The sequence below is a fragment of the Porphyromonas crevioricanis genome (assembly GCF_900476255.1).
GTDB lineage: Bacteria > Bacteroidota > Bacteroidia > Bacteroidales > Porphyromonadaceae > Porphyromonas > Porphyromonas crevioricanis.
The window spans coordinates 1,470,292-1,495,000 of sequence record NZ_LS483447.1 but is presented as its reverse complement, the minus strand read 5'-3'; the positions used below and the strand labels follow the sequence as shown (position 1 = coordinate 1,495,000).

15 protein-coding genes, 2 tRNA genes and 2 rRNA genes (1 of these 19 cut by a window edge) are annotated in these 24,709 nt (G+C 44.9%); 7 read left to right on the top strand and 12 right to left on the bottom strand.

Going from position 1 to position 24,709, the window contains the following annotated elements; genetic code table 11:
* From DQN70_RS06495 to DQN70_RS06480, 4 genes are all read right to left on the bottom strand, one after another.
* Positions 1–373, bottom strand: a 23S ribosomal RNA gene (locus tag DQN70_RS06495); it reaches 2,505 nt to the left of the window's first position.
* Positions 374–489: 116 nt separating this feature from the next.
* A tRNA-Ala gene (locus DQN70_RS06490) sits at positions 490–563 on the bottom strand.
* 1 nt (position 564) lies between these two features.
* A tRNA-Ile gene (locus DQN70_RS06485) sits at positions 565–638 on the bottom strand.
* Positions 639–885: 247 nt separating this feature from the next.
* Positions 886–2,416: ribosomal RNA gene (locus tag DQN70_RS06480) — 16S ribosomal RNA — on the bottom strand.
* The 16S and 23S rRNA genes sit together here with 2 tRNA genes alongside, the layout of an rRNA operon.
* 500 nt (positions 2,417–2,916) lie before the next feature.
* Between DQN70_RS06480 and DQN70_RS06475 the strand changes: the two genes are divergently transcribed.
* Positions 2,917–3,132 carry a hypothetical protein gene (locus DQN70_RS06475; RefSeq protein WP_111759313.1) on the top strand — a complete coding sequence of 72 codons (216 nt, stop codon included), beginning with the start codon at positions 2,917–2,919 and terminating at the stop codon, positions 3,130–3,132.
* Between the two features lie 778 nt (positions 3,133–3,910).
* On the opposite strand, the gene DQN70_RS09610 is transcribed toward DQN70_RS06475, so the two are convergent.
* The 7 genes from DQN70_RS09610 to mutS form a co-directional block, all read right to left on the bottom strand.
* Positions 3,911–4,264, bottom strand: coding sequence for a DUF6122 family protein (locus DQN70_RS09610; protein WP_023938598.1), 354 nt, complete (start codon positions 4,262–4,264; stop codon positions 3,911–3,913).
* A gap of 364 nt (positions 4,265–4,628) precedes the next feature.
* Entirely contained in the window at positions 4,629–5,297 is a 669-nt protein-coding gene (locus tag DQN70_RS06460; RefSeq protein WP_023939190.1) for a hypothetical protein, read from the bottom strand.
* A 466-nt stretch (positions 5,298–5,763) separates the two neighbouring features.
* A complete protein-coding gene (gene folD, locus DQN70_RS06455) occupies positions 5,764–6,666 on the bottom strand; it encodes a bifunctional methylenetetrahydrofolate dehydrogenase/methenyltetrahydrofolate cyclohydrolase FolD (protein WP_023938592.1) in 903 nt (300 codons plus the stop codon).
* A 57-nt stretch (positions 6,667–6,723) separates the two neighbouring features.
* A complete protein-coding gene (gene mnmD, locus DQN70_RS06450) occupies positions 6,724–7,443 on the bottom strand; it encodes a tRNA (5-methylaminomethyl-2-thiouridine)(34)-methyltransferase MnmD (RefSeq protein ID WP_023938590.1) in 720 nt (239 codons plus the stop codon).
* Between the two features lie 2 nt (positions 7,444–7,445).
* Positions 7,446–8,138 (bottom strand): polysaccharide deacetylase family protein, encoded by a 693-nt coding sequence (locus DQN70_RS06445; protein ID WP_078801634.1) that lies wholly within the window; start codon positions 8,136–8,138, stop codon positions 7,446–7,448.
* Positions 8,139–8,180: 42 nt separating this feature from the next.
* Positions 8,181–11,498: a glycosyltransferase family 117 protein gene (locus tag DQN70_RS06440; protein ID WP_231968795.1), complete on the bottom strand. Its 3,318-nt coding sequence runs from the start codon at positions 11,496–11,498 to the stop codon at positions 8,181–8,183.
* A 188-nt stretch (positions 11,499–11,686) separates the two neighbouring features.
* Positions 11,687–14,323, bottom strand: coding sequence for a DNA mismatch repair protein MutS (gene mutS, locus DQN70_RS06435; RefSeq protein WP_023938583.1), 2,637 nt, complete (start codon positions 14,321–14,323; stop codon positions 11,687–11,689).
* A gap of 259 nt (positions 14,324–14,582) precedes the next feature.
* On the opposite strand from mutS, the gene DQN70_RS06430 reads away from it, so the two are divergent.
* The 6 genes from DQN70_RS06430 to radA all read left to right on the top strand — a co-directional run bounded on the left by DQN70_RS06430 (position 14,583) and on the right by radA (position 24,173).
* Positions 14,583–15,830 carry a lipoprotein N-acyltransferase Lnb domain-containing protein gene (locus DQN70_RS06430; RefSeq protein WP_158441725.1) on the top strand — a complete coding sequence of 416 codons (1,248 nt, stop codon included), beginning with the start codon at positions 14,583–14,585 and terminating at the stop codon, positions 15,828–15,830.
* Entirely contained in the window at positions 15,809–17,467 is a 1,659-nt protein-coding gene (locus DQN70_RS06425; protein WP_023938579.1) for an alkaline phosphatase family protein, read from the top strand. The genes DQN70_RS06430 and DQN70_RS06425 overlap by 22 nt, the downstream gene beginning before the upstream one ends.
* 35 nt (positions 17,468–17,502) lie before the next feature.
* Positions 17,503–20,835 (top strand): preprotein translocase subunit SecA, encoded by a 3,333-nt coding sequence (gene secA / locus DQN70_RS06420; protein ID WP_023938577.1) that lies wholly within the window; start codon positions 17,503–17,505, stop codon positions 20,833–20,835.
* Positions 20,836–20,879: 44 nt separating this feature from the next.
* A complete protein-coding gene (locus DQN70_RS06415) occupies positions 20,880–21,800 on the top strand; it encodes a YicC/YloC family endoribonuclease (RefSeq protein WP_023939194.1) in 921 nt (306 codons plus the stop codon).
* Positions 21,801–21,866: 66 nt separating this feature from the next.
* Positions 21,867–22,781 (top strand): dimethylarginine dimethylaminohydrolase family protein, encoded by a 915-nt coding sequence (locus DQN70_RS06410; RefSeq protein WP_023938574.1) that lies wholly within the window; start codon positions 21,867–21,869, stop codon positions 22,779–22,781.
* A gap of 6 nt (positions 22,782–22,787) precedes the next feature.
* Positions 22,788–24,173: a DNA repair protein RadA gene (gene radA / locus DQN70_RS06405; protein ID WP_023938572.1), complete on the top strand. Its 1,386-nt coding sequence runs from the start codon at positions 22,788–22,790 to the stop codon at positions 24,171–24,173.
* Between the two features lie 3 nt (positions 24,174–24,176).
* On the opposite strand, the gene nrdG is transcribed toward radA, so the two are convergent.
* Positions 24,177–24,653 carry an anaerobic ribonucleoside-triphosphate reductase activating protein gene (gene nrdG, locus DQN70_RS06400; protein ID WP_023938569.1) on the bottom strand — a complete coding sequence of 159 codons (477 nt, stop codon included), beginning with the start codon at positions 24,651–24,653 and terminating at the stop codon, positions 24,177–24,179.
* Between the last annotated feature and the right edge of the window lie 56 nt (positions 24,654–24,709).

Here is a 24,709-nt window from a genome sequence, read left to right as displayed (position 1 = left end):
AGCTTTAAAATACGGGACTATCACCCCCTATGGTGCGCATTTCCATACGCTTCTTCTAACTGTGTAAAATCTATATCGAAGTCCTATTACCCCCATATTGCAATCACAATATAGGTTTGGGCTAATCCCCGTTCGCTCGCCACTACTGAGGGAATCACTTTTGTTTTCTTTTCCTATGGGTACTAAGATGTTTCAGTTCCCCACGTTCGCCCTGCTTGTCGCAGTGTCAGACCTCCTGCCTGACGGGTTGCCCCATTCGGAAATCTGCGGGTCAATTCGTATGTGCCAATAACCGCAGCTTTTCGCAGCTTATCACGTCCTTCTTCGCTTCTGAGAGCCTAGGCATCCACCGTCTGCCCTTATCAAATTCGCCTTATGTGTGTGGTTAATCCTACACACGGGTTGTTTTCTTTTTGCTCTATTGTTTTTGTTCTATCATTACGTCAAAGATCGCTTCCCTATTAGAAGATCCTCCCCTAATAAGAAATGTGGAGAATATCGGATTCGAACCGATGACCCCCTGCTTGCAAAGCAGGTGCTCTAGCCAGCTGAGCTAATCCCCCGTAGTCCCAGGCAGAGTTGAACTGCCGACCTCTACATTATCAGTGTAGCGCTCTAACCAACTGAGCTATAGGACTGCATCGACTGCCTGAAAACACACGGAAAATAATAACGCCCATCTCCCAGTGGTCTCCATGATGTTAGCCACCTATACAAAACACTCTCCTATCCCCCCCCACGCTAAAATATTCACGCAGAAGACTCGATAAAATGAAAGAGCCCATAAACAGAACTAACACCTATATCGAAAATCATAGAAACAAAAGAGAGCACAAGTCGTCTTATACATAAAATCCTTCCCTGTGCAAACGTAACGAACTCCAGAAAGGAGGTGTTCCAGCCGCACCTTCCGGTACGGCTACCTTGTTACGACTTAGCCCCAGTCACCGGTATTACCCTAGGACGCCCCTCGCGGTTACGTACTTCAGGTACCCCCGACTCCCATGGCTTGACGGGCGGTGTGTACAAGGCCCGGGAACGTATTCACCGCGCCATGGCTGATGCGCGATTACTAGCGAATCCAGCTTCACAGAGTCGAGTTGCAGACTCCGATCCGAACTGGGATAGGGTTTGGAGATTCGCATCCGGTCGCCCGGTAGCTGCCCTTTGTCCCTACCATTGTAACACGTGTGTCGCCCCGGATGTAAGGGCCGTGCTGATTTGACGTCATCCACACCTTCCTCACGGCTTACGCCGGCAGTCTTATTAGAGTCCTCAGCTTAACCTGTTAGTAACTAATAATGTGGGTTGCGCTCGTTAGGGCACTTAAGCCGACACCTCACGGCACGAGCTGACGACAACCATGCAGCACCTACATAGATGCCCCGAAGGGATAACAACTCTCGCTGCCTGTCATCTATATTTCAATCCCGGGTAAGGTTCCTCGCGTATCATCGAATTAAACCACATGTTCCTCCGCTTGTGCGGGCCCCCGTCAATTCCTTTGAGTTTCATCGTTGCCGACGTACTCCCCAGGTGGATTACTTAACGCTTTCGCTAAGAAGCATACACTCATATCGCATACTCCGAGTAATCATCGTTTACGGCGTGGACTACCAGGGTATCTAATCCTGTTTGATACCCACGCTTTCGTGCTTCAGTGTCAGATATAGCCCGGTAAGCTGCCTTCGCAATCGGGGTTCTGTATGATATCTATGCATTTCACCGCTACACCATACATTCCGCCTACCTATTCTAATCTCTAGCTCTGCAGTTTCAACGGCATGCTAGGGGTTGAGCCCCCAGGTTTCACCACTGACTTACAAAACAACCTACGCACCCTTTAAACCCAATAAATCCGGATAACGCTCGCATCCTCCGTATTACCGCGGCTGCTGGCACGGAGTTAGCCGATGCTTATTCGCAGGGTACTTGCAATTAAATACGCGTATCTAATTTTACTCCCCTGAAAAAGAGGTTTACAATCCTTAGGACCGTCTGCCCTCACGCGACTTGGCTGGTTCAGGCTCTCGCCCATTGACCAATATTCCTCACTGCTGCCTCCCGTAGGAGTCTGGTCCGTGTCTCAGTACCAGTGTGGGGGATAAACCTCTCAGTTCCCCTATCCATCGTCGCCTTGGTGAGCCGTTACCTCACCAACTAGCTAATGGAACGCATGCCCATCTGTCAGTAATAAATCTTTCCTTATCCCCCCATGCAGAAGAATAAGTGTATCCAGTATTAGTCCGGCTTTCACCGGGTTATCCCAGTCTGACAGGTAGGTTGCATACGCGTTACGCACCCGTGCGCCGGTCGCCGGCATAAGTAGCAAGCTACTTACCCGATGCCCCTCGACTTGCATGTGTTAAGCCTATCGCTAGCGTTCATCCTGAGCCAGGATCAAACTCTCCATTGTTATCTTGTTTTGTTTGTTTTCCTGTTATATGCTCATTATCGTTCGCCTGGTTGGTTGTACTTGACGAAAGTCTCGTTTCCTTATATGACCCCCTCTATAATAATCACGTGAAAAAAACTTCACAGCCAAAATAAAGGAGAGGAAAAAAACATTCCTGTACTACACTTTTGTTCTATGAATATCGTCAAAGATCTCTTCGCTTTACCTAAACTCCCCTTTCCTAAGAATGCTCCCCGGCAAGCCAACCCTCTGGATCAGCTGCAAAAAGCCACTCAAAAAAAAGGAAAACCGAGTCCAACTTAAAAAAACAAGCAGCAGACCACTGTCAAAAAAAAGGAGTACACACTCCTCAAATAACAGCTCTATCGCCTTCTGCCATTCCTTTCAAGTGGCGCCCCGCTCGGGCTTAGCGAATGCAAAGATAAAACAGTTTTTCCTTCCAATCCAAATCAAATACCAAAATATTTGACGAAAGATTAGTCGAGAGAGGCCTAACAGACTTGAAATCAGCACGAAACAAAAACAAAACTTTTTCCCGGAAAAACAACTCCAAAACAAGAAATCAAGAAAAAGAGAAAAAAAACATGGAAACACATGAGATTATGAAAAAAGAAGCGAGAAGGGAGAAGCGAGAGAGGAGAAGCGAGAGAGGAGAAGCGAGAGAGGAGAAGCGAGAGAGGAGAAGCGAGAGAGGAGAAGCGAGAGAGGAGAAATAAGAGGTGAGAAGGGAAAATGCTATCCTGTCGGAAGAAGAAAAGGGGCATATCTCTCACTCCTAAATGTGGCATGTTTTGTTAAGCATCATGCTCGCAAAAAGAAGAGAAAAAACACCTGAAAAAGCAGCCAAATACAAGTGAACAAAAAAAACTCTCAAAGGCTTTACAATGACCGCCTAAAAGGCCGATGAATAGAGCGTTCTGGAAAGGTCGGTTTTTTCTCCTCAGAGAAATTTTGCTAACACAGGAGAAAAAGTTTGCTCTCACAGGAGAGAATTTTTGCTCGCTCCCCTGTTAGAAAAAAACAGCTCCATAGAGAACAAAAAAAACAAGAGAAAAACAGACTCAATAATACCCCAATTTCAAGAAAAAATACCAGAAAAAGAAAATGAAATTATAATATTCTTAGGAAAATTATATAGATACAAAAGAGATGCAAGAAGGAATAATCAGCAGAAAGAAAAAAGAGAAATCGTTCCCTACGATGACAGAATACAACATCCCCCTCAAGGCCGATAATTTGTACTTTCGCAGAGTAGTCTTATATGGGCTACACATACTCCAAGAAATATCGCCAAAGATGCAGCACCCATACGCTACAACCGCCTCTTAAAGCTACTCTGCCCTTATGAAGCCCGCCAAACCAATCGCTTTTGTCATAAACCGAATAATAGAAGCAGCACCCGTCTACGTACTATACAACATAATAGCATACCTGCCAAAAAAACTATACCTCCCCATAATTATCGAATTGAGAGAATTTTCTTCATAATCCGAACTAAACTAAGCTGTAGAGGTATCTCCATAGGTAATAATCCTGAAAATCCGTAATCATGTGGAATAGAAGGCCTATACCAACTGCTCTCAACCACCAAGGAAGCCCCCAACGTTTGTAAGGCAAAAAGCACATCACCAAATACACCACTATCGCCCAATAGCTATGCAAAGGATGGAAACCTATACTACATCTGTTCGGATCAAAAATTGGAATCGCAAATAGATGATCTAAATCTACCAACATTGTCAAGAACATTGCCATGTAGGCCCTTTTCCATTGCTTCGGGAAAAAGATATATGCCAATCTCAAAGGAGCAATGAAGTGCAGGGTATAATGAACAATACTTTGAAGCATAATATCAAGACAATAAAATCCGCATTAATGGCTCACTCTTCGGTTAATCACATTTATCCGAATACGTATTTAACACATGGGATACTGATTCTGTTTTTGGAGTAATACACACGAGATTAGAACAGCATTCGCAAAAAAAACGATTAACTCATGGTTTAAGTTGTTTTGATGCTCCCCTACCCTGCTTTCAAAACTCTTTGCGATTACAACATTCCGCAAAATCTCCCAAAGCCTTCTATGTTGCCTTTGAGGGAGAGCTCTGCACAGCTTCTATTGAACCTGAAAACTAAAAAGAAAGGGTGTGCTGAAAATATTCGGCACACCCTTTTACATTAGACTAGTTTCACTATAAAAATTCCGGAGTTTACAGAGTAAGAGAAACACCGAGCCCTAGAGAGTAGGAGCCAAGAGGTTTTATAGTCACACTAGCAGGAGTTTTACCAAAGAACGGAGAGGCATTAACAAAGGCTTTAACACCAATTTCCTGTCCCCAATCAAGTCTATGAGCATATTGGAAGGAGAGTCCGACTGCAAGGCCCCAACGAGAAGAGGGCACCACCTCGGTCACTTCCTGAGCTGAAGTGAAGGTCGTGTAGGAAGCACCCAATTCGCTTTCAGAATAGATTCGATGTACTCCTCTTTGGTACATGCGGGTACGTGATGCCAAACCAAAATCCAACTTTGTAATCTCGGCTACTTTCCTATGTGGTGACTGATTGGAATAGTTAAGACTATTGACGAAAAGCCCCAGATTACTGCGAGTTTTATCCTTGAAGTATAGGGCCATTCGTATATTGTATCCACTCATCACATCTCTGTAATTGGAAATTTGATTCTCCCCCGACGTAATATCACTATTCAGAAAGGCAGTTCCTCGGCCTGTTTCAAAGGAGAGAGAAATCCACTTAAACAATTGTTGGGAGGAGTCGTCATCCGAAGAAACCTCGGAAGTCTGTGCCCAAATAGACTGATTGGATATACCAACAAGGCATAGAAAAAAGATTGCGAAGTAATGTCCGATATTTTTCATCATTCTACACTGTTACATGAGCTAAATATATCATTTATGGTCTAACGTGCACTGAAAAAATAGATCGTCAAGAGGGAGGGGTAATTCGAAATAGGGTCACTGATTTGAATTGTTACTGGTCAGAGATGACTGTCACCTCATTCAGGATAATTTTAGGTTTTTGTTTTTTCAAAGCTAACTTTTTTATGTCGAGAGGAGTCTTTTTTGACTAGCACGAGAAAGAACGAAAATTATCCCATTAAGAGAGACGTAAAATAAAACAGGAGGGAGCAAAAATATCTCCTGAGAGAAATTTCGCTAATACAGGAGCTAACGATTATTCTCTCAGGAGATAATTTCGCCCTCTCCAGAAAGCCTTATTCATCGGAACTTGGAAAGAGGGGAAAAAGAAGGCAAGTTTAGTATTCGATCGAATATTTCCTCATTATTGATCTTTGCTTTGTTTGCTAAATACTTTGAGAGCTACTTTTTACTTTAAAGCAGCCTTTGCAGCCTCCAGTGTATTCATCATCAGGCAAGCAATAGTCATGGGACCGACACCACCGGGTACCGGAGTGATGAAAGAGGTAAGAGGGGCTACTTCGTCGAACTTCACATCTCCGGTCAGTCTTACTCCACTCTTACGAGAAGCATCCGGTACGAGGGTCGTGCCCACATCTATCACGATTGCTCCGGGCTTTATCATCTCCTTTGTTACACTCTCAGGACGTCCCATAGCAGCGATCAGGATATCAGCCGACCGAGCAATTTCTTCGAGATTGGCTGTTCTGCTATGACATACAGTCACCGTACAATCTCCTGGTTGAGCTTTCTCTACCATGAGCATAGACATCGGCTTTCCCACGATATTGCTACGCCCCAGTATCACACAGTGTTTTCCCTTTGTGGGGATATTATATCTACGAAGTAGTTCTATCACACCTTTGGGCGTAGCAGATACAAATCCAGGTAGACCGATGCTCAGACGACCAACATTGATCGGATGGAAGCCGTCTACGTCTTTCGATGGAGAGATCGCTTCAATAACTCTTTGTTCGTTGATATGCTTGGGCAAAGGAACTTGTACGATAAAGCCGTCTACGTCTGTATCCTTGTTGAGACGATCCACACAGGCAAGGAGCTCCTCTTCGGTGATATCATCTTCAAAGCGAATCAGAGAAGATCCAAAACCCACTTCTTCGCAAGCTTTTACCTTGCTAGCCACATAGGTCTCACTGCCACCATCGTGCCCGACTAATACGGCGGCCAAATGAGGACGTTTGAGGCCGGCTTCGACCATCCGTTGTACCTCGGCAGAAATCTCCTGTTTGATTTCTTGAGAGACCTTCTTCCCATCGAGCAGGGTGTAGGTTGTAGATTGGTTGTTGTCCATAGAAATATGTTGTTATACTTGATATGATTTCCTTGTCAGAACACGCATCGGATAGGATTAGTTCAGTTTGGTGGCGCGTAAAATATGTCGCTTACCGGGAGGTCCAGGGAGTTTTTCCACAGAAAAACCGACTTCGAGCAGAGTGCGTCGTACATCGCCTTTAGCGCAATAAGTCGTAAGGGTAGCCCCCGGGTTGGCAATCTGCTGCAATCGCTTAAATAAGTCGAGTGTCCAAAGTTCTGATTGAGACTCAGGAGAGAAGGCATCCATATAGAAAATGTCGATGTCATCAGGCAGCTTTCTACGCAATACATCACCTTCGATCTTATGCAGGGTGAAGTATGGAGTTAGGGCAATGGGTTCATCCCATGGAGCTCTGTGCATTTCTCTTAGATAATCCCGCATGAGCAATTTGTCCGAGTGAGGCAATTCGTACTCCAGTTGTTCGTAGATGTCGACCTCGATCGGATGCAACTCAATGCTGTAGTAAATGAGTCTTTGCCGAAGTTTTTCGGCTTCGGCAAGTGTTAGCAAAGCATTGAGACCAGTTCCGAAGCCCAACTCAAACAATCGCAAAGGTTGTCTCGAGCAAAAGAAGCAACCAGGGCCTAACTTAGCTACGTGGTACTTTAAGCCTGCTTCTATGAATATGTGTGTACTCTCCGTGACAGCCCCGTGTATGGAATGATAATATTCCTTATTCTCCCGTCTGTAGAGAGTTGGGGAACCATCTTCAGTAGTGACAAGAAAGGGCTTTTCTTCTGCTTGAGGGGACATAGTCATAGAAGTAGAGAGGATGATGATTGTTCTTCATCCTGCCCCATAGAGATGATCTCTCGTATTCTGCTGGGCAAGGAGGTATCTATGGGATCAAGATCATCCCCTATGCGCATGAAGCGGTACCCTTGCTCTAGGAGCCATTCTACCGCTTGTGGCATCACAATGCGCATATTCTTTTGCGCCTTGAGTGAGTCGTGAAAAACAATGATTGAGCCATTACGTGCATAACGACGCACATAGCCCATGATTGTTTCGGGAGATAGAGAAGCATTGTAATCTCTAGTCACAACATCCCACATGATCAGGTCGAATCGATTGCTCAACTTCTTGATTTGAGACAGTCGCAGGTGTCCGTGTGGCGGACGAAAATAGCGAGAACCAATAAGGGCATCGGCTTTTTCTACATCTTCTAAATATCGGTTTGCGGAAGTCTTGAGCCCTTGTATGTGATGATAAGTATGATTGCCAATACCATGCCCACGACGAAGAATTTCGACCAGTAAGTCAGGGTACTTCCTGACATTATCTCCAACACAAAAAAAAGTTGCCTTTACTCCCAGCCTGTCCAGTTCGTCCAGAACCCAAGGAGTAACCTCGGGTATAGGCCCATCATCAAAAGTCAGATAGATACTCTTCCCTTCTCGGGCAGGGATTCGCCACCGGGCACCTGGTATAAGTGCCCGGTACCACATCGGCACACGGCATATGATCCTGTCTATCAAAATCGGAGTTCTTTATTCTGCAGAGGAATCGGCAGGAGAAGCATCTGGTGTTGCCTTTTCTGCTTGATCAGTCTTTTGTTGACTATCCTGCGGAGCGTTTTCATACGGACTTCCGGTAAATAAGGCATACAATCGTCTTACTTCCTTCTCATTCTCATTGAGCACACTGCTATTCATCGCTTGAGCTAAAGCTATACACTCGGTAGCGGATAGGAAACAGAGTTGTACATCTCCCTCTTTAATCACGCGCTCCAGCTTAGATGGGCTAAGACGCAAAAACCAACGCAAAGATTTGATCGCAGAGTTGCAAATGGATGATATTACTTCATCGCCCTCTTGTCTCATGTCTGCCGCATAGAGTGCTTGCGCAAAGGACAATGAGCGTACCCGATCGTAAGGCACTACCTTGGGATTTATTCCTTTGAGGGTCTTACGAAGCACTGCTTGAGCCTTCTCTTTGTCTCCACGAGCGACCAGAGCTTTGGCCAAAGGAGCTGCAGCATTGGAACGAACTGTTTCAGCCATTCCTCTCACGTTTGCATCGAAATAAACCGAAGGATCGTGAGCCCCACCGAAAGCAAACTTTTCCATAAATACTTGGTATGATCTATCCAAGTTGCCCAATGCGTATGATTGACGACCTGTTGCCGGGTACATACGGAAAGCCATGCCTTCTTGCACGAGATAATCTCTCAAGTTTGATAGAGTCTCAGTTGGAGAAGAGATACACCAGTAAAGTGGTCGCTCCCATCGGTTGTGCCGGAGCATATCGAGTAGAGCTATTTCAGTACGCCCGACAAAACTCTTCCCAGCCAAAGACAAATCCATTTGTGGCTGAAAGTAAGGCTTCAATTCATTGGGCAATATATTCAGAGCAGCACTATCATTCTGGAGGATTAACGAAGAAGATGGTAAGAGAGGGTACTCAGATCGATTATCGGCATAAGTTGCATCCAATGCCTGACCTATATCCATCGGAGAGCCCTGAGGGTTCAGACGTACGATGTTATGGACAGAGTAGAAATTCGATTGATAGGTATTCATTGGTAGAGGTTGACTTCGGTACGCCTCTTGCTTCATCTGATCTACATACCAATCTGCCCCTAAATAACCGAGATTACAAGCTCGTACATCGGTGCGTATACCCTCTATCTCTTGGCAATACCAGAGAGGAAAAGTATCATTGTCTCCAAAACAGAAAATAACAGAGTTCGGCTCACAGCTTTCCAAGAAATTAGTTCCAAAGTCTTTGGTAGCAGTTCGTCCGGATCGATCGTGGTCATCCCAATTCTGTGCTGCCATCTGGATCGGTACCACCAAAGACAAAACCGTGGCTATCAAAGCGGCAGCCACTCGGGGTAAAGATTTGATCTTTGTCAATAATTCATACAGCATGGCTAACCCGAAACCAATCCAGATACAGAAAGCATAGAACGAACCCACGTACGAATAGTCTCGCTCACGTGGCTGACCTGTGTATTGATTTACATAGATCACGATGGCTAAGCCCGTCATGAAGAACAAGGCAAAAGTGATCCAAAAAGCCTGATTACCTCTCTCCCCTTTGAGTACCTGGTACAAAAATCCCAAAAGCCCCAATAGCAGAGGAAGCAAATAATAGACATTATGCCCCTTATTGGCCACTATATCATCTGGCATCTCATCGGTCGGCCCTATGAGAGCATTATCAATTGGCGAAATGCCGGTCATCACATTTCCCTTGGTTAGAGAGCCGTCGCCTTGCAAATCATTTTGACGCCCCACGAAGTTCCAAAAAAAGTACCTCCAGTACATATAATTGACCTGATAGGAAGCAAAGAATCTCAAGTTGTCCAAAAACGTAGGAGTGCTCATGTCATTAGGATTTCTACCCATCCATATATTGTACCCTTCTACATGGCTGGGAGAAGGATCAAAAATCCGAGGGAAGAGCATCTTATCTTCGCTGCGGTACTTATACTCGGGAATATCTTTGTTCAGTGGTATATAGCGATCCTTACCAGCTGTTACATCTTTCTTGTAAACCTTGTCATACTCAAATTGATAAGCACGGGCGGTGAATGTAGGTCCGTACAACAGAGGGTTGGATCCGTATTGCTCACGAGCCAAATAGGAACGCATGGCAAAGGCATTGGACGGATCGTTCTCGTTCATAGGGGGCTTGGCAGCGGCTCTCACCAGAATAACGCCATAGGAGGTATAGCCAATCACAATCACCATAAGGCTCATCTGCAACATATGTAGCAGTTTCACACTCATGTTTTTGGATGAAAACAGATATATCCCCAGAGCGACAGAGAGGATCAAACCCAGCCATAAACCGGAGCCTAAGAACGGAATACCCATTAGCAATACAGTGAGAAGAAAGCTCATCTTCACGCGCATCTCGCTTCTGAAGTATCCCTTGGTAGCACGGTCGGATTCGTACACACCCCAAACAAGAGCTGCAGCCAATATCACCAAGTAGATGTATATACCGGAATTGAAAGGAAGCCCCAATGTATTTACAGCGAAGAGATCGAATGTCCCAGCAGCTTTGGCTACCCCCTGGATCACACCATACATCATTACCCCTACTATGAGGCAGCTCAACAAGATTGCCCCTAACCATCCCTTGGCTGTGGTTTTCGAGGAGCGTCGATAGTAGTATATGAGTCCCATTGCGGGTATACACAGCAGGTTGAGCAAGTGTACTCCAATAGAGAGCCCCATGAGATAGGCAATGAGGATAAGCCAACGGTCACTGCGCTCATTGTCTGCTCGATCGGCCCATTTGAGCATGAGCCAAAAGACAATAGCAGTAAAGAAGGAGCTGAAGGCATAGACCTCAGCTTCTACCGCGTTGAACCAGAAAGAATCCGTGAAAGTATACGTCAAGGCAGCCACCAAACCTCCTCCCAAGATTACAATTGCTTGAGGGAGAGTGAGCTCTTGATCGAGATATTTTGGAGCAACTACTCTTCGCACGAGAGCCGTCGTAGTCCAATACAAGAAAAGTATGGTGAAAGCTGACAGCAAGGCCGAAGTTGCATTGCACAGCCAAGCGACCAGAGAGGGGTCTGAAGTGAAATGGCTTACCACATTATAGACAAGCATGAAGAACGGAGCTCCAGGTGGATGGCCGACCTCCAATTTATTGACACACACAATAAATTCAGCACAGTCCCAGAGGCTAGCAGTCGGGCCAATAGTCAGTAGATAGACTACGGCAGCCACAAAAAAGGAGAACCATCCTAGGACATTATTGGCCAAACGATAGCGTTTCCATTCCATACAACTTAGTAGATTATGATGTTTAGATAGTTTCATGGCAATCAGTTTTACTGCCATTGGCCATGCAACTTAGGTTTAGTATCGGGCAAAGATAAGCAAACTCACGCTTTACAATCCTTTCGACAAAGAACTTAGCCGAGCAACCATACAATCTCTTGAGCATTTTTCTTCTTTGAAATGGTCTCAACATGCAGAACTGTTGCAAACTATCAATTGTAGCACGAGGTAACTCTCAAAAGAATTGTTCAATGGCCTCGCAAAAGACGCTGGACAGCATCCAGTTTGTTTAAGGCATCTATTGGGGTAAGGGTATTGATATCTATATCAAGTAATTCTCTACGTATGTCAGATAATAAGGGATCTTCCAACTGGAAGAAGCTGAGCTGGTAGGCCCCCTCTTTTTTATTGTGAGAATGATCTCGGTGTACCATCTTGGCACCATCAACTTTAGTCTCTATTGCAGATTGGTCACTTTCCAAGATTCGGAGGATATCTTCTGCTCGCTCTGTGATCGGCTTGGGCATACCTGCCAGACGTGCCACTTGTATCCCGAAACTATGTTCGGCACAGCCCGGCACCAGCGTTCGCAAGAACAACATTTTGCCATTTACTTCTCTGGCCGATACATTGTAGTTTACAACACGAGATAGCTGCTTCTCCAAGTCTCCCAATTCATGATAATGTGTAGCAAAGAGCGTTTTTGCTCGCCCATTATTTGTCCCATGCAGATATTCTACAATAGCCCAGGCTATGGATATACCATCATAGGTGGAAGTACCACGTCCCAATTCATCAAAGAGGACAAGGCTGCGATCAGTGATGTTGTTCAAAATCCCAGCTGCTTCTTGCATTTCTACCATGAAGGTAGATTCGCCCATAGAAATATTATCCGAAGCACCGACTCGAGTAAAGAGGCTGTCGATAACGCCTATTTCTGCGGATTTTGCCGGAACATAACTACCAATCTGGGCCAAAAGGGTAATGAGAGCTGTTTGCCTAAGAAGAGCCGACTTTCCGCTCATATTGGGGCCTGTGATAATTGCAATCTGCTGTTTCTCATTATCCAGATAAATATCATTTGGGATATAAGGCTCCGATGCCGGTAGTGTCCGTTCGATCACGGGGTGGCGTCCAGCAGTGATGTGTAATGAGTAGCCATTGTGTAGCTTGGGACAAGTATAACTATAGGCTGAAGCAACTTCGGCAAAAGACGATAACACATCCGATTCGGCCAATAATCTGCAATTCTTTTGCAAAGGCTTTATGTAGCGAGTAAGTTTGCCTACCAATTGAGTAAACAATTCTGTCTCTATAATTAAGGACCGTTCCTCCGCTCCGAGTATTTTCTCTTCATAGCTTTTCAGCTCCTCTGTGATGTAGCGCTCTGCGTTCACCAAAGTCTGCTTTCGTATCCAATTGTCCGGCACTTTGTCTTTGTGTGCATTGCGCACCTCTATGTAGTAGCCGAAAACATTGTTGTAGCCTATTTTGAGAGAAGAAATTCCGGTTGTCTGTATCTCTTGTTTCACCAACTCGGATAAGTAGTTTTTCCCCGATCCTGCCAAAGCCCTGAGCTCGTCCAATTCGGATGAAATACCATCAGCAATCACCTTACCTCGCCCCACAGCAATAGGGGCATCAGGGACAATAGATTTTCGGATCTCATCTCCTAACTCGGGTAATAACTCCAAGGCTTGACCCATCTCTTGACTTGTGATTTGTGAGGATCTCAACAACTCCTCTTGAATCGGAGCTATAGAATCAAGTGCCAATCCTACTTGAAGCATCTCTCTGGGGCTAATTCGGCCTACTGCAGCCTTGCCGACCAGACGTTCCAAATCTCCTATTTCACTCAGGTGAGTACGCAGTATTTGTCTCCGTTCGGGTTGCTCTACCAGGTCTGTTACCATTGATTGTCGTCTGGTGATGGCTTCAATGTTTTTCAGGGGAGAAAGCAACCATTTGCGCAACAGTCTTCCCCCCATGGGACACACAGTGCGATCCAAAATATTCAACAAGCTTATACCACTTGGATCGTTTGCCGAGATCAATTCCAAGCTTCGTATGGTAAAGCGATCCAGACGTACATATTCTTGTTCATTGAGTTGACGAAGAGAAGAAATATGCTCCAACTCTTTATGGCTGGTGAGGTCTAAATAGTTCAATATGGCACCGGCAGCAATGGTTGCAGGTATTTTGCCTTCCAAGCCGAGGCCCTTAAGATTTTTCAGCCCGAAGTGGCGACAAATCCGCTCCTCATTATTTTCAGGGCCAAAGAGCCAATCGTCAAGATCATAGATGAATGTTGAAGGTTTGAAATTCATCATTATTTGCTCCCGCTGAGACCTTTCCACCAGTAGCTCTTTGGGAGCGAAATCCATCAACAGACGATCTACAAAGGTAGCATTGCCCTGACCTGCCATAAACTCCCCAGTGGATATATCTAAAAAGGCAATACCATAGCCGTGTGGAGCAAGGGCATAGATTGCAGACAAGTAGTTATTCTCCTTATTGTGCAATACATTGTCATTCATCACTACACCCGGTGTTACCAGTTCGGTAATTCCTCGTTTGACCAGCGTTTTCGTTGTTTTGGGATCTTCCAGCTGATCACAAATAGCCACTCGTTTGCCCGCTCGAACTAATTTGGGCAGGTAGGTATCAAGAGCATGGTGTGGAAATCCGGCTAATTCTACATGACTGGCAGAGCCATTGGCCCTCTTGGTGAGTGTAATTCCCAAGATATCAGCTGTGACAATGGCATCGGTAGAGAAAGTCTCGTAGAAGTCTCCTACACGAAAGAGCAATATCGCATCGGGATGTTTGGCTTTCATCTGTAAGTATTGCTTCATGAGAGGAGTCTCTGCTACTTTTTTTGCCATGATGAATTACATTTATTTTATTGTGTATTTGTACTTGACAATGAGTTTTGGCAAAGATAAATAATGCCGTTGGAAAGAAATATCAAAGAAATCTTGCTCTCAATCCTATTCCTATCCATTAGTGACAAAACTTTCTCTACTTGTCTTTCGCAAAAAGGAGCTAAATAAATAATAAAATCTTTGAGAGCAAATGGAATTATTCTTTAACTCTCTACTCTTTGGGTAGCTGATGCAGATAACTTACCTTTGCTTCGCTCTTATGCAAACAAGACATCTACATATCCTCAAAAACAAAGCGACAAGCGTTCGTATCCGGGTAATATATCTAGGGTTATTGCTGCTGTGTAGTGTGCTACAGCTCTCAGCCCAGCGAGAAGACAATAGAGGACAAATCAACGTAAGTCTGCTGATCGCTTCTCCAATTACGGAGGAAGTATATACCCTGTATGGTCATGTCGGCTTACGAATCCAAAAGCCAGATACAGATGAAGACTTGGTTTATAATTGGGGCCTTTTTGACTTTCATACTCCGGGTTTTCTGCGTCGATTTGTATATGGGCAAACCGACTATATGGTGGGAGTTTCTGAGGCTTCTGAATATATGAGCCACTATCTCTGTCGTGGCAGTGACCTCACTGAGTTGGCTTTGGATATGGATAGTCTGGCAATATTCCGATTGGAGCAGAGTCTGACAGAGAACATGAAGCCGGAGAATCGAGTATATCGTTACAACTTTTTCTACGATAACTGCTCCACTCGTCCTGTTGATATGATAGAGCAGGCAATGGGAGGAGAGCTACACATCCCTCCGGCGGACAGTCTCACGCTTCGGCAATTGATCAATGAGGCAGAGAGACCTATGCCGTGGCTCATCCTTGGAACGGATTTGGCTGTTGCGGCTCCCGCAGACCAAAAAGTCAGCTTGCGTACACAGGTTTTTTTACCAACCAAGGTTGCCGAATTTTTACCGTTGTCTGAGATTCGTTATGCAGACAAACCTGCTGTAAGCCTGGTAAAAGCAAAGCAGGTATATCATAGCCCCTACAAAGATCCTGATATAGAGACGGTCCCATTCGATAGTCCTGTCCTTTTCAGTTTTGGCATTGCCTTGCTGACCACTTTGTTAGTCGTTGTGGCTATGCGTCCTTGCAGCTCGAGATTCAGGTGCTTGGTCAATATCTATAGTGCATTTATTCTTCTTGTCTCTGGACTGCTTGGGTCTGTCTTGTTCTTTTTATCTTTCATTTCTGAGCATCCGGCTATGTGGCCTAATGCCAATCTGCTATTTTTCCACCCCTTTCACTTGTTTGTTGGTCTTCCCCTACTTTTTTGGGGGAAGAATGGCTTTTTGAGCCGTTTCTATCCAATAGCTGCTTTGGGAGCTGTAATTATTTATTTCCCAACAGCGTTATTGCTGCCTCAGAGGATCAATACAGTTTTCGTTGGCATTATTATTGCGATTGCTTCTGTATCCATATATCAAACATGGCTAAGCAAAAACAGATAAAAGAAAATTCTGGCGGTCACTCAACTCGTGGCATACTTGCTTCATTGGTGGCAGTTCTTTCTGTTGCCATGAATGTGTATGCAGGATCGCTAACTTCCCCAACTCATACTCCTCGTTTGCTTCTCTGCATAAGTGTGGATCAGCTACGAAGTGATTTGTTGATAGGCTTTTCTCCTCTGTATAGTCAGGAAGGTTGGAGGCGAATACTAAGTGGAGGAGCAGTATACCCTTCTGTTGATTTTGACGTTTACCCATTGGATGTAGCCTCTGCCATTGCTAGTATTTACACCGGGGAATACCCCTCCATGCATGGTATCGGAGCCTCTCTTGTTTATGACGAAGAGACTAATAAGTGCAGCTCCGTAGTGGAGGATTCCAATTACATGGGGAACTATACTTCGGAACGATATTCCCCATTGGCTTTGCAAATGTCTACAATCGGGGATGAGCTCAAATACGCTTCGGCAGGCCGCTCTTCGGTATACAGCATAGCTCCTAATCCGGAAGAAGCTATTCTGGCTGGTGGACAGGAAGCCGACGCCGCATACTGGATCGAAAATGATAAAGGGAGATGGGCGACATCTACCTACTATACCAAACAACTACCTTGGTTTGTAGAGAAAGCTAATAGCACTCCTAATAACATCGGAGCATTATTGAGTGGAAAGACTTGGAAAAACAGCAGGAAAGTAGAGGGACAACTATTGCCTTATACTGGGACTTTTGCTCCTTTTTATCACAAAATCGGTGAAAGTGTTGAACAATACAAAAAGACCCCACTTGTAAATGATGATGTAACAAACCTGGCAATCAGCTTTGTAGAACATTATGGTTATGAATTAGGAACATCTCCTCATATGCTTTCCGTGGTCTATACAGCAGCTCCCTATCCCGGTGCTATGGACTATGAACAAGGAGCTGAAATGCAAGATGCTTATGTTCGCTTAGATTCAAACATCGCCAGACTGCTAAATGCAGTAGAGAGAAAAATAGGCCTATCTAACTGTCTTGTGATGTTGAGCGGTACAGGTTATTCCTCATACAGACAGCCCCCTGTTCGCTCTGCTAACGGGAAACGGAGCACGCGCAATTTCAGTCCAGAACGATGCAAGGCACTACTCAATATGTACTTAATGGCCGTATATGGTCAGGGTCAGTGGATAAAGTCTTACCGAAATAATTACATATACCTGAACCGTTCCTTGGTAGAGGAACGCAAACTTTCCTTGGAAGAAGTTCAAATCAAGGCTGCCCAATTTACGTCAGAGATGGCTGGTGTGGCCAGTTGTATCCCTGTTTTGTCAAGGAAGAGTTATATCGGAATTGAACAAAGTTTGGCCAATGGAATACATAAGCAGGAAAAGGCCGATTTGATACTTCAAATCCTTCCAGGTTGGTATGTAGAGCCGAATATAATAGACATCCGAGACACAAGTCTACAAGGGAAATACCGTAAGATGCCTTGTGACTCACCTGTTATATTCTTCGGTTGGGGTATCAAAGCCGCAATCTATGCTGATGAAAAACCTTCGGTAAGGCGCATAGCACCAAGCCTTGCACATGTCTTGCGCATTAGACCTCCTTGTAATAGGGATATTCCACTACCAGCTATAACCGGTAGACTCCTCAGTAAATAAAAAGATCAATAGAAAATAAAGAACAACTACACAATATGGGATTCAACGATATCATCATTAAACTCTTTGGTAACAAGTCGCAACGAGACCTCAAAGAGATTAAGCCCTACGTGGCTAAGATAAAAGAGGCATACACGAAGATAGATGCCCTCTCTCACAACGAGTTGAGAGCTCTTACTGTTCAACTTCGTGGGCGGATAAACGAACGCGTGACTCAAGAGCGTGCCGAGATCGAGAAAATCAAGGCCGATATAGAAAGCAAGGAGCTAAACGAAAGAGAAGAAGCTTGGAAAAAGGTGGATAATCTGGAGAAAGATATTCTAGATAAGATCGAAGTTGTACTGGAGGAAATACTTCCTGAAGCCTTTGCGATAGTTAAGAGCACAGCCAGACGTTTTGCCGAAAATTCGGAAATACGAGTAGATGCAACCCAACTTGATCGAGACTTGTCGGTCAATCATGATTTTGTTCGGGTCGAAGGAGATACCGCCATATATCAGAACCATTGGATGGCGGGAGGAAATGAAATCACTTGGGATATGGTGCACTACGATGTACAGCTCTTCGGTGGCACAGTGCTCCACAAAGGGAAGATAGCGGAAATGGCAACGGGGGAAGGAAAAACTCTCGTTGCTACCCTACCCGTATTTCTCAATGCCTTGCCCGGGAATGGAGTCCATGTGGTGACTGTCAACGATTACCTTTCCAAGCGTGACTCAGAGTGGATGGGACCACTCTATATGTTTCATGGCCTCACTGTGGACTGCATCGATAAGCATCAACCCAACTCGGATGACAGACGCAAGGCTTACAATGCAGATATCACATTCGGGACAAACAATGAATTCGGATTCGACTACCTTCGAGACAATATGGCCATGAGTGCCTCGGATCTTGTACAGAGGAAGCACAATTATGCTATTGTGGACGAGGTCGATTCAGTGCTCATTGATGACGCTCGTACTCCTTTGATTATTTCGGGGCCTACCCCCAAGGGTGACGATCAGTTATTTGAAGAGTTTCTGCCAAACGTGGAGAAAGTGGTCAATGCCCAGCGCAAGCTCTGTGCTCAGCTCTTGATTGATGCCAAGCAAAAGATGAGTAGCTCTGAGAAGAACATTCAAGAAGAGGGATCACTTTTACTATACCGTTCTTTCAAGGGTATGCCTAAGAACAAACAGCTTATCAAATATTTGAGTGAGCAAGGTATTAAGTCATCCATGCTGAAGACAGAAGAGCAGTATATGGCGGAGAATATGCGCAATATGCACATTGTTACCGATCCGCTCTACTTCGTTATTGATGAGAAAAATAATAGCATCGAACTTACAGACAAGGGGATAGACCTACTTACATCCGGAACTGACGACCCCTCTTTCTTTATCCTACCGGATATAGCATCCGAGTTGGCAGAACTTGAAAACATGGGGTATGACAGCACTCAATTGGCGGAGCATCGTGATGAATTGCTATCCAACTATTCGATCAAAAGCGAACGCGTACACACTGTCAATCAGCTACTAAAGGCGTACTCTCTCTTTGAGAAAGATGACCAGTACGTGGTGATGGACAACAAGGTTATGATCGTTGATGAGCAAACCGGTCGCATCATGGATGGCCGCCGCTATTCCGATGGGTTACATCAGGCTATAGAAGCCAAGGAGAGAGTGAAAGTAGAAGCTGCAACTCAGACTTTTGCTACTATTACACTGCAGAACTACTTCCGTATGTATCATAAGCTGTCCGGTATGACTGGTACGGCCGAGACTGAAGCCGGAGAGCTGTGGGATATCTATAAGTTGGATGTGGTTGTGATACCAACCAACCGTCCGATAGCAAGAAATGATATGAATGATAGGATCTACAAGACGGCAAGAGAAAAGTATGCAGCCGTTATCGAAGAGATCCAAACACTTATCTCAGACGGTCGTCCTGTCTTGGTGGGGACAACGAATGTAGAAACATCTGAGTTACTTAGCCGTATGCTCAAACTCCGAGGGATAGAGCACAATGTCCTCAATGCTAAGCTGCACCAAAAGGAGGCAGATATTGTAGCTCAAGCCGGAAAAACTGGCACCGTAACTATTGCTACCAACATGGCCGGACGTGGTACTGACATCAAGTTGTCCCCGGAAGTTAGAGATGCAGGAGGGTTGGCTATCATTGGTACGGAGCGTCATGAGTCACGGCGAGTAGACCGGCAGCTACGAGGGCGTGCCGGTAGACAGGGAGACCCAGGTTCTTCTGTCTTCTTCATCTCTCTCGAAGACCATTTGATGCGATTGTTCGCTACGGATAGGATCGCTTCTCTCATGGATAAGCTCGGCTTCAAAGAGGGAGAGGTTTTGGAGAACAATATGCTCAGTAGATCTGTGGAGCGTGCTCAGAAAAAAGTAGAGGAAAACAACTTCGGTATCCGTAAGCGTCTTCTTGAGTATGACGATGTGATGAATACGCAACGAGAGGTAATCTACACCAAGCGCAAACATGCTCTTATGGGAGAGCGTGTGGGGATGGATGTGCTCAATACTCTCTACGATACATCAAAACTCATAGCTGAAACCTATGCCGGATCGGATGATTTCCAGGAGTTTAAGACCGATCTCATGATCACACTTGCAATAGAATCCCCTCTCAGCGAAGAAAAGTTTAGGAAGGAGAAAGCCGAAAATCTTACCGACATTATCTTCGATGCTGTTTATCATGCATATTCACGCAAGATGGATATGATTGCCGAAATAGCCTATCCCGTATTACACCGAGTGTTCGAGGAGCAGGGCAACGTTTATGAGCGGATTGTAATCCCTGTTACCGATGGCAAGAGGATGTACAATATACCATGCAACCTAAAGGAGGCTGACGAAAGCAAGGGTAAGAGCATTATCAAGGAGTTTCAGAAAGCGATTGTGTTGCTCTCAATAGATGAAGCATGGAAAGAGCACTTACGTGAAATGGATGAGCTGCGTCATTCGGTACAGAATGCCAGCTATGAAAACAAAGACCCCCTACTCATCTATAAGTTGGAGTCTTATGAGCTTTTTCGTAAGATGTTGGAGCAGATGAACCGCAGGCTCGTATCCATCCTCATGAGAGCTCGAATTCCGATGCCTGAGCCTTCAGCTGAAGAACAGGAGCGTATCGCCATCAAGCAAGCCGAAGAGATCCAAAGTAGGCAGAATAAGACGAAATACAGAGAAATAAAAGATGACATAGCGGAGCATGAGCATGCACAACGCGAAGCTTCTTCCTCTGCTGGCCAACAACCCCAACATCGAGAACCGATCCGAGTTGAGAACAAAGTAGGAAGGAACGACTTGTGCCCTTGTGGAAGCGGAAAGAAGTACAAGAATTGTCACGGCAAAAACTAATCATAATGGGAAAGGAGGCTGTCTACAGAATGAAAGTTCTATAGATGGCCTTCTTTCTTAATCCCCATCTTATCATGATATTATCCATGACAGGCTTTGGTAAAGCCTCTACAATAATTGGAATGTACAAGGTGACAGCTACTGTACGCTCTCTGAACAGCAAGCAGCTGGATCTAAGTACACGTATCGCATCACGCTATAGGGAACGAGAGCTGGAGCTTAGGACCCGAATTGGGAAGAAGTTAATTCGAGGGAAAGCTGATTTTACCTTATTCATCGAACCAATCAATGCTAATAATGAGCTTGCCCCTTTCTCCAAGGCAGCTGCCACCGAGTATGTAGACCTTATTCGACAGCTTTGTCAAGAACTGGATATGGCAGAGCCAGATAATTTGTTGCAAATAGCTCTTTCTATCCCCAAGGTTTATAAAGAAAAAGAGGAGGAAGAGGATAGCGATGTTGGTGAAGCTGAATGGTCTGAGATTTTGAGTCTAACAGATAGAGCGCTAAATGAATTTTCCAAGTTCCGTGAGCAGGAAGGTCAAATGCTTCAACAGGTATTCACCAATGCGATAGGTCGCATCAATCAGATGGTGGATAAAATAGAGACTATAGAACCTCTACGCATAGAATCCGTTCGTCGTCAAATAGAAGAACGCCTATCTCAACTGCCATCCGACATCGTGTATGACAAGGGGCGTTTGGAGCAGGAACTGATCTATTACATTGAGAAACTGGATGTGAGTGAAGAACGTAACCGTTTACGTAATCATTTGAACTACTTTGTCGATACAATGAATTTAGAGCCAGGTCAAGGGAAGAAACTCGGTTTTATCGCACAAGAAATAGGACGAGAGATAAATACTTTAGGCTCCAAGAGCAATGAGGTACGTATGCAACAACTTGTAGTGGAAATGAAGGACGAACTGGAGCAAATACGAGAGCAAGTACTCAATACTTTGTAAGACAATCCTTTATTCCCAACACATCCCTCTCTTTCAAGAAAACCAAACACGAACAAAAACACAATTATGATAACTCCACATGTGACCAATGAGACCTCGAGACTATGTACTGTCGTACTAGGACTCCCGGACAAACAAGGGCCAGAACCAAGCATAGAGCAAACCTATGATGCCAAAAGCTATGACTCTGTAGTCAAGGGCATTTATCCTAAGGAAGGAGATTGCAAAATTGAGATGCAGGCGGTACTGGAGATTTTGAACAAATACCAAGTAGAAGTCCTTCGCCCCTCCTCTTTAGAGGATTACAATCAAGTTTTTGCTAGAGATGTTGCTTTCACAATAGACGACACTCTGTTTGTTGCCAATCTTATTGCAGATCGTTCGAGAGAAACAGAAGCTTTCACAGACATTTTTTCTCAAGTAGGAGATCACTTGGAGTTACTGCCTGCCCCTATCCGAGTAGAAGGAGGAGATGTGCTGTTGTATGATGATATTTTGTTCGTCGGAACTTGTCCAGAAGGGACATTTGACTCTTATAAAACAGCTCGGACCAATCGTTATGCAGTAGATTTTTTGCGAGATCGTTTCCCTCATAAGACAATTGTCCCGATTGTCCTAAAAAAACATGATCAAAACACGGCCGAAAGCGTACTTCATCTGGACTGTGCCTTTCAGCCGGTCGGTACGGGGAAAGCGATATACTATCCCAAGGGGTTCGCCGATCAGGAAAGTAAGGGGGTGATAGAGGAAATCTTCGGCAAAAGCAATCTCTTTGCCGTTACAGAAGAAGAGGCCTATTACATGAATACGAATATCTTCTCGATCAGCCCCTCTGTGGTCATCAGTGAGCAAAGGTTTTCCAGATTGAACAACCATCTACAAGAGGAATGGGGGATACAGGTCGAGCCAGTACCCTATTTCGAGATATCCAAGATGGGTGGACTACTGCGATGCTCAACTATGCCTATTGTAAGGGAATAAAAAATCATGACTAAGCTCAAATCTGTCTTTGCTTGCACTAATTGCGGTGCCATTTATCCCAAATGGATGGGTAAATGCAATGCTTGTGGAGAATGGAATACAATTGAGGAAGAAATTGAACATCCATCTCCGGCAAATAATCCGGCAAAAAGATATGGATGGACAGATATCATGAGCGAGAATTCACCACAGAGGTTAAACGAAATCTCCTATGAAAAAGAACCTCGAATCGACCTTTGTGATATGGAGCTTAATCGTGTGTTGGGATCGGGGCTCGTACCTGGGAGCTTTGTTTTGCTGGCCGGAGAGCCTGGCATCGGGAAAAGCACTCTTGTTTTGCAGACCGTAATGCAAGCAAAACATCTACAAACGCTCTATGTGTCGGGAGAGGAAAGTGCCAAACAGATTAAGCTGAGGGCGGATCGCCTTGGAGAAGAACAGTCTCATTGTCATATCTATACAGAGACCCGTATCGAGCACATACTGGCTGAAGCTGGTAAGTTGCAGCCCGACTTGCTTGTGATAGATTCCGTACAAACTGTTTACACTGAGCAATCCGAGAGCACCCCCGGATCTGTGGGGCAAATTAGAGAAGTGGCAGCCCAGCTTCTACGATTCTGCAAAATAACGGGCATACCGATAATTCTCATAGGACATATAACGAAAGAGGGACAAGTAGCTGGCCCTAAACTATTGGAGCACACAGTGGATGTAGTGCTCCAATTTGAGGGAGATAAACAGCATATGTATCGTTTGGTACGAGCAATAAAAAATCGTTTTGGAAATACAGCCGAGATTGGTATTTACGAGATGACAGGGAAAGGATTAAGACCTGTCGAGAATCCATCGGAGCAACTTATCAACCATCGGAGCCTTGGACTTAGCGGTATTGCGATTGCTTGCAGCATGGAAGGTGCTCGCAGTTTGCTCATCGAAACGCAAGCTTTGGTAAGTTCGGCTGTCTACTCTACCCCACAACGTTCGGCTACAGGTTTTGATATACGGCGCCTGAATATGCTATTGGCTGTATTGGAGAAAAGGAGTGGATTCAGACTGATAGAAAAGGATGTCTTTCTGAATATTGCCGGAGGGATACGCACTGCTGATCCGGCAGCCGATTTGGCCGTTATTTCGGCTATACTATCCTCAAGCTTGGATATTGCAGTCAGTCCGGGGGTATGCCTATGTGGAGAAGTGGGGTTGGCAGGAGAGATAAGAGCCGTTAGTCGTATCAGACAACGAATATCCGAGGCAGAACGCTTGGGCTTCGATACAATGCTTTATCCTCAGGGGAATTTGGATAGTGATGGAGAGATCAAGACGACAAGGCTGAAGCTTATACCTATCAGTAAGGTTGAAGATGCTTTCCGCTTCCTTTTTGCAGGTCGCTGACAATCAAGGCAAAGGCCTACCAGATTGTAGTCTAATGACACGTTGATTGCTACTCCCCCGCCAGAGTAAGGTAGGATCATAGAGAGATTGGATGAATGGGCCATCCACAAGCGTATCTATGTATCGGAGAGGAGCACTCAATTTCTCGGAGGCCAAAATGGTCTCTATCGTATAGCCTGTATAGCACCAAATATTTTTGTTGGTTTTTATTTTTAACTCGGCCAATAGATCAGTTAGTTCGGCTGGATTAAAAAAGGGATCTCCTCCACTAATCGTAATTCCATCCAACAGCGGATCACTATTAATTTCCTCGGTGATCTGATCCAAAGCCTGAGGGGTGAGTAATATGCCTGAATTTTCATCCCATGACCGAGGGTTATGACAGCCTGGGCAGGCATGTCTACAGCCTGACAAATAGATCGAATAGCGCAAGCCAGGGCCATCGCTGATAGTGGACTTATATATATTTAGGACACGCATATAGAAGTAGCAAGTCCCCGACCGGAGGAAAAACAAAACCTCCGATCGGGATCGCT

Bases quoted from the DNA above. Each gene is read 5' to 3' on its own strand.
- radA (WP_023938572.1), top strand. From the start codon at position 22,788: ATGACTAAGCTCAAATCTGTCTTTGCTTGCACTAATTGCGGTGCCATT.
- DQN70_RS09610 (WP_023938598.1), bottom strand. From the start codon at position 4,264: ATGCTTCAAAGTATTGTTCATTATACCCTGCACTTCATTGCTCCTTTG.
- DQN70_RS06460 (WP_023939190.1), bottom strand. From the start codon at position 5,297: ATGATGAAAAATATCGGACATTACTTCGCAATCTTTTTTCTATGCCTT.
- DQN70_RS06415 (WP_023939194.1), top strand. From the start codon at position 20,880: ATGGCCTTCTTTCTTAATCCCCATCTTATCATGATATTATCCATGACA.
- DQN70_RS06445 (WP_078801634.1), bottom strand. From the start codon at position 8,138: ATGTGGTACCGGGCACTTATACCAGGTGCCCGGTGGCGAATCCCTGCC.
- DQN70_RS06410 (WP_023938574.1), top strand. From the start codon at position 21,867: ATGATAACTCCACATGTGACCAATGAGACCTCGAGACTATGTACTGTC.
- DQN70_RS06425 (WP_023938579.1), top strand. From the start codon at position 15,809: ATGGCTAAGCAAAAACAGATAAAAGAAAATTCTGGCGGTCACTCAACT.
- nrdG (WP_023938569.1), bottom strand. From the start codon at position 24,653: ATGCGTGTCCTAAATATATATAAGTCCACTATCAGCGATGGCCCTGGC.
- mutS (WP_023938583.1), bottom strand. From the start codon at position 14,323: ATGGCAAAAAAAGTAGCAGAGACTCCTCTCATGAAGCAATACTTACAG.
- folD (WP_023938592.1), bottom strand. From the start codon at position 6,666: ATGGACAACAACCAATCTACAACCTACACCCTGCTCGATGGGAAGAAG.
- DQN70_RS06430 (WP_158441725.1), top strand. From the start codon at position 14,583: ATGCAAACAAGACATCTACATATCCTCAAAAACAAAGCGACAAGCGTT.
- secA (WP_023938577.1), top strand. From the start codon at position 17,503: ATGGGATTCAACGATATCATCATTAAACTCTTTGGTAACAAGTCGCAA.
- DQN70_RS06440 (WP_231968795.1), bottom strand. From the start codon at position 11,498: ATGGCAGTAAAACTGATTGCCATGAAACTATCTAAACATCATAATCTA.
- mnmD (WP_023938590.1), bottom strand. From the start codon at position 7,443: ATGTCCCCTCAAGCAGAAGAAAAGCCCTTTCTTGTCACTACTGAAGAT.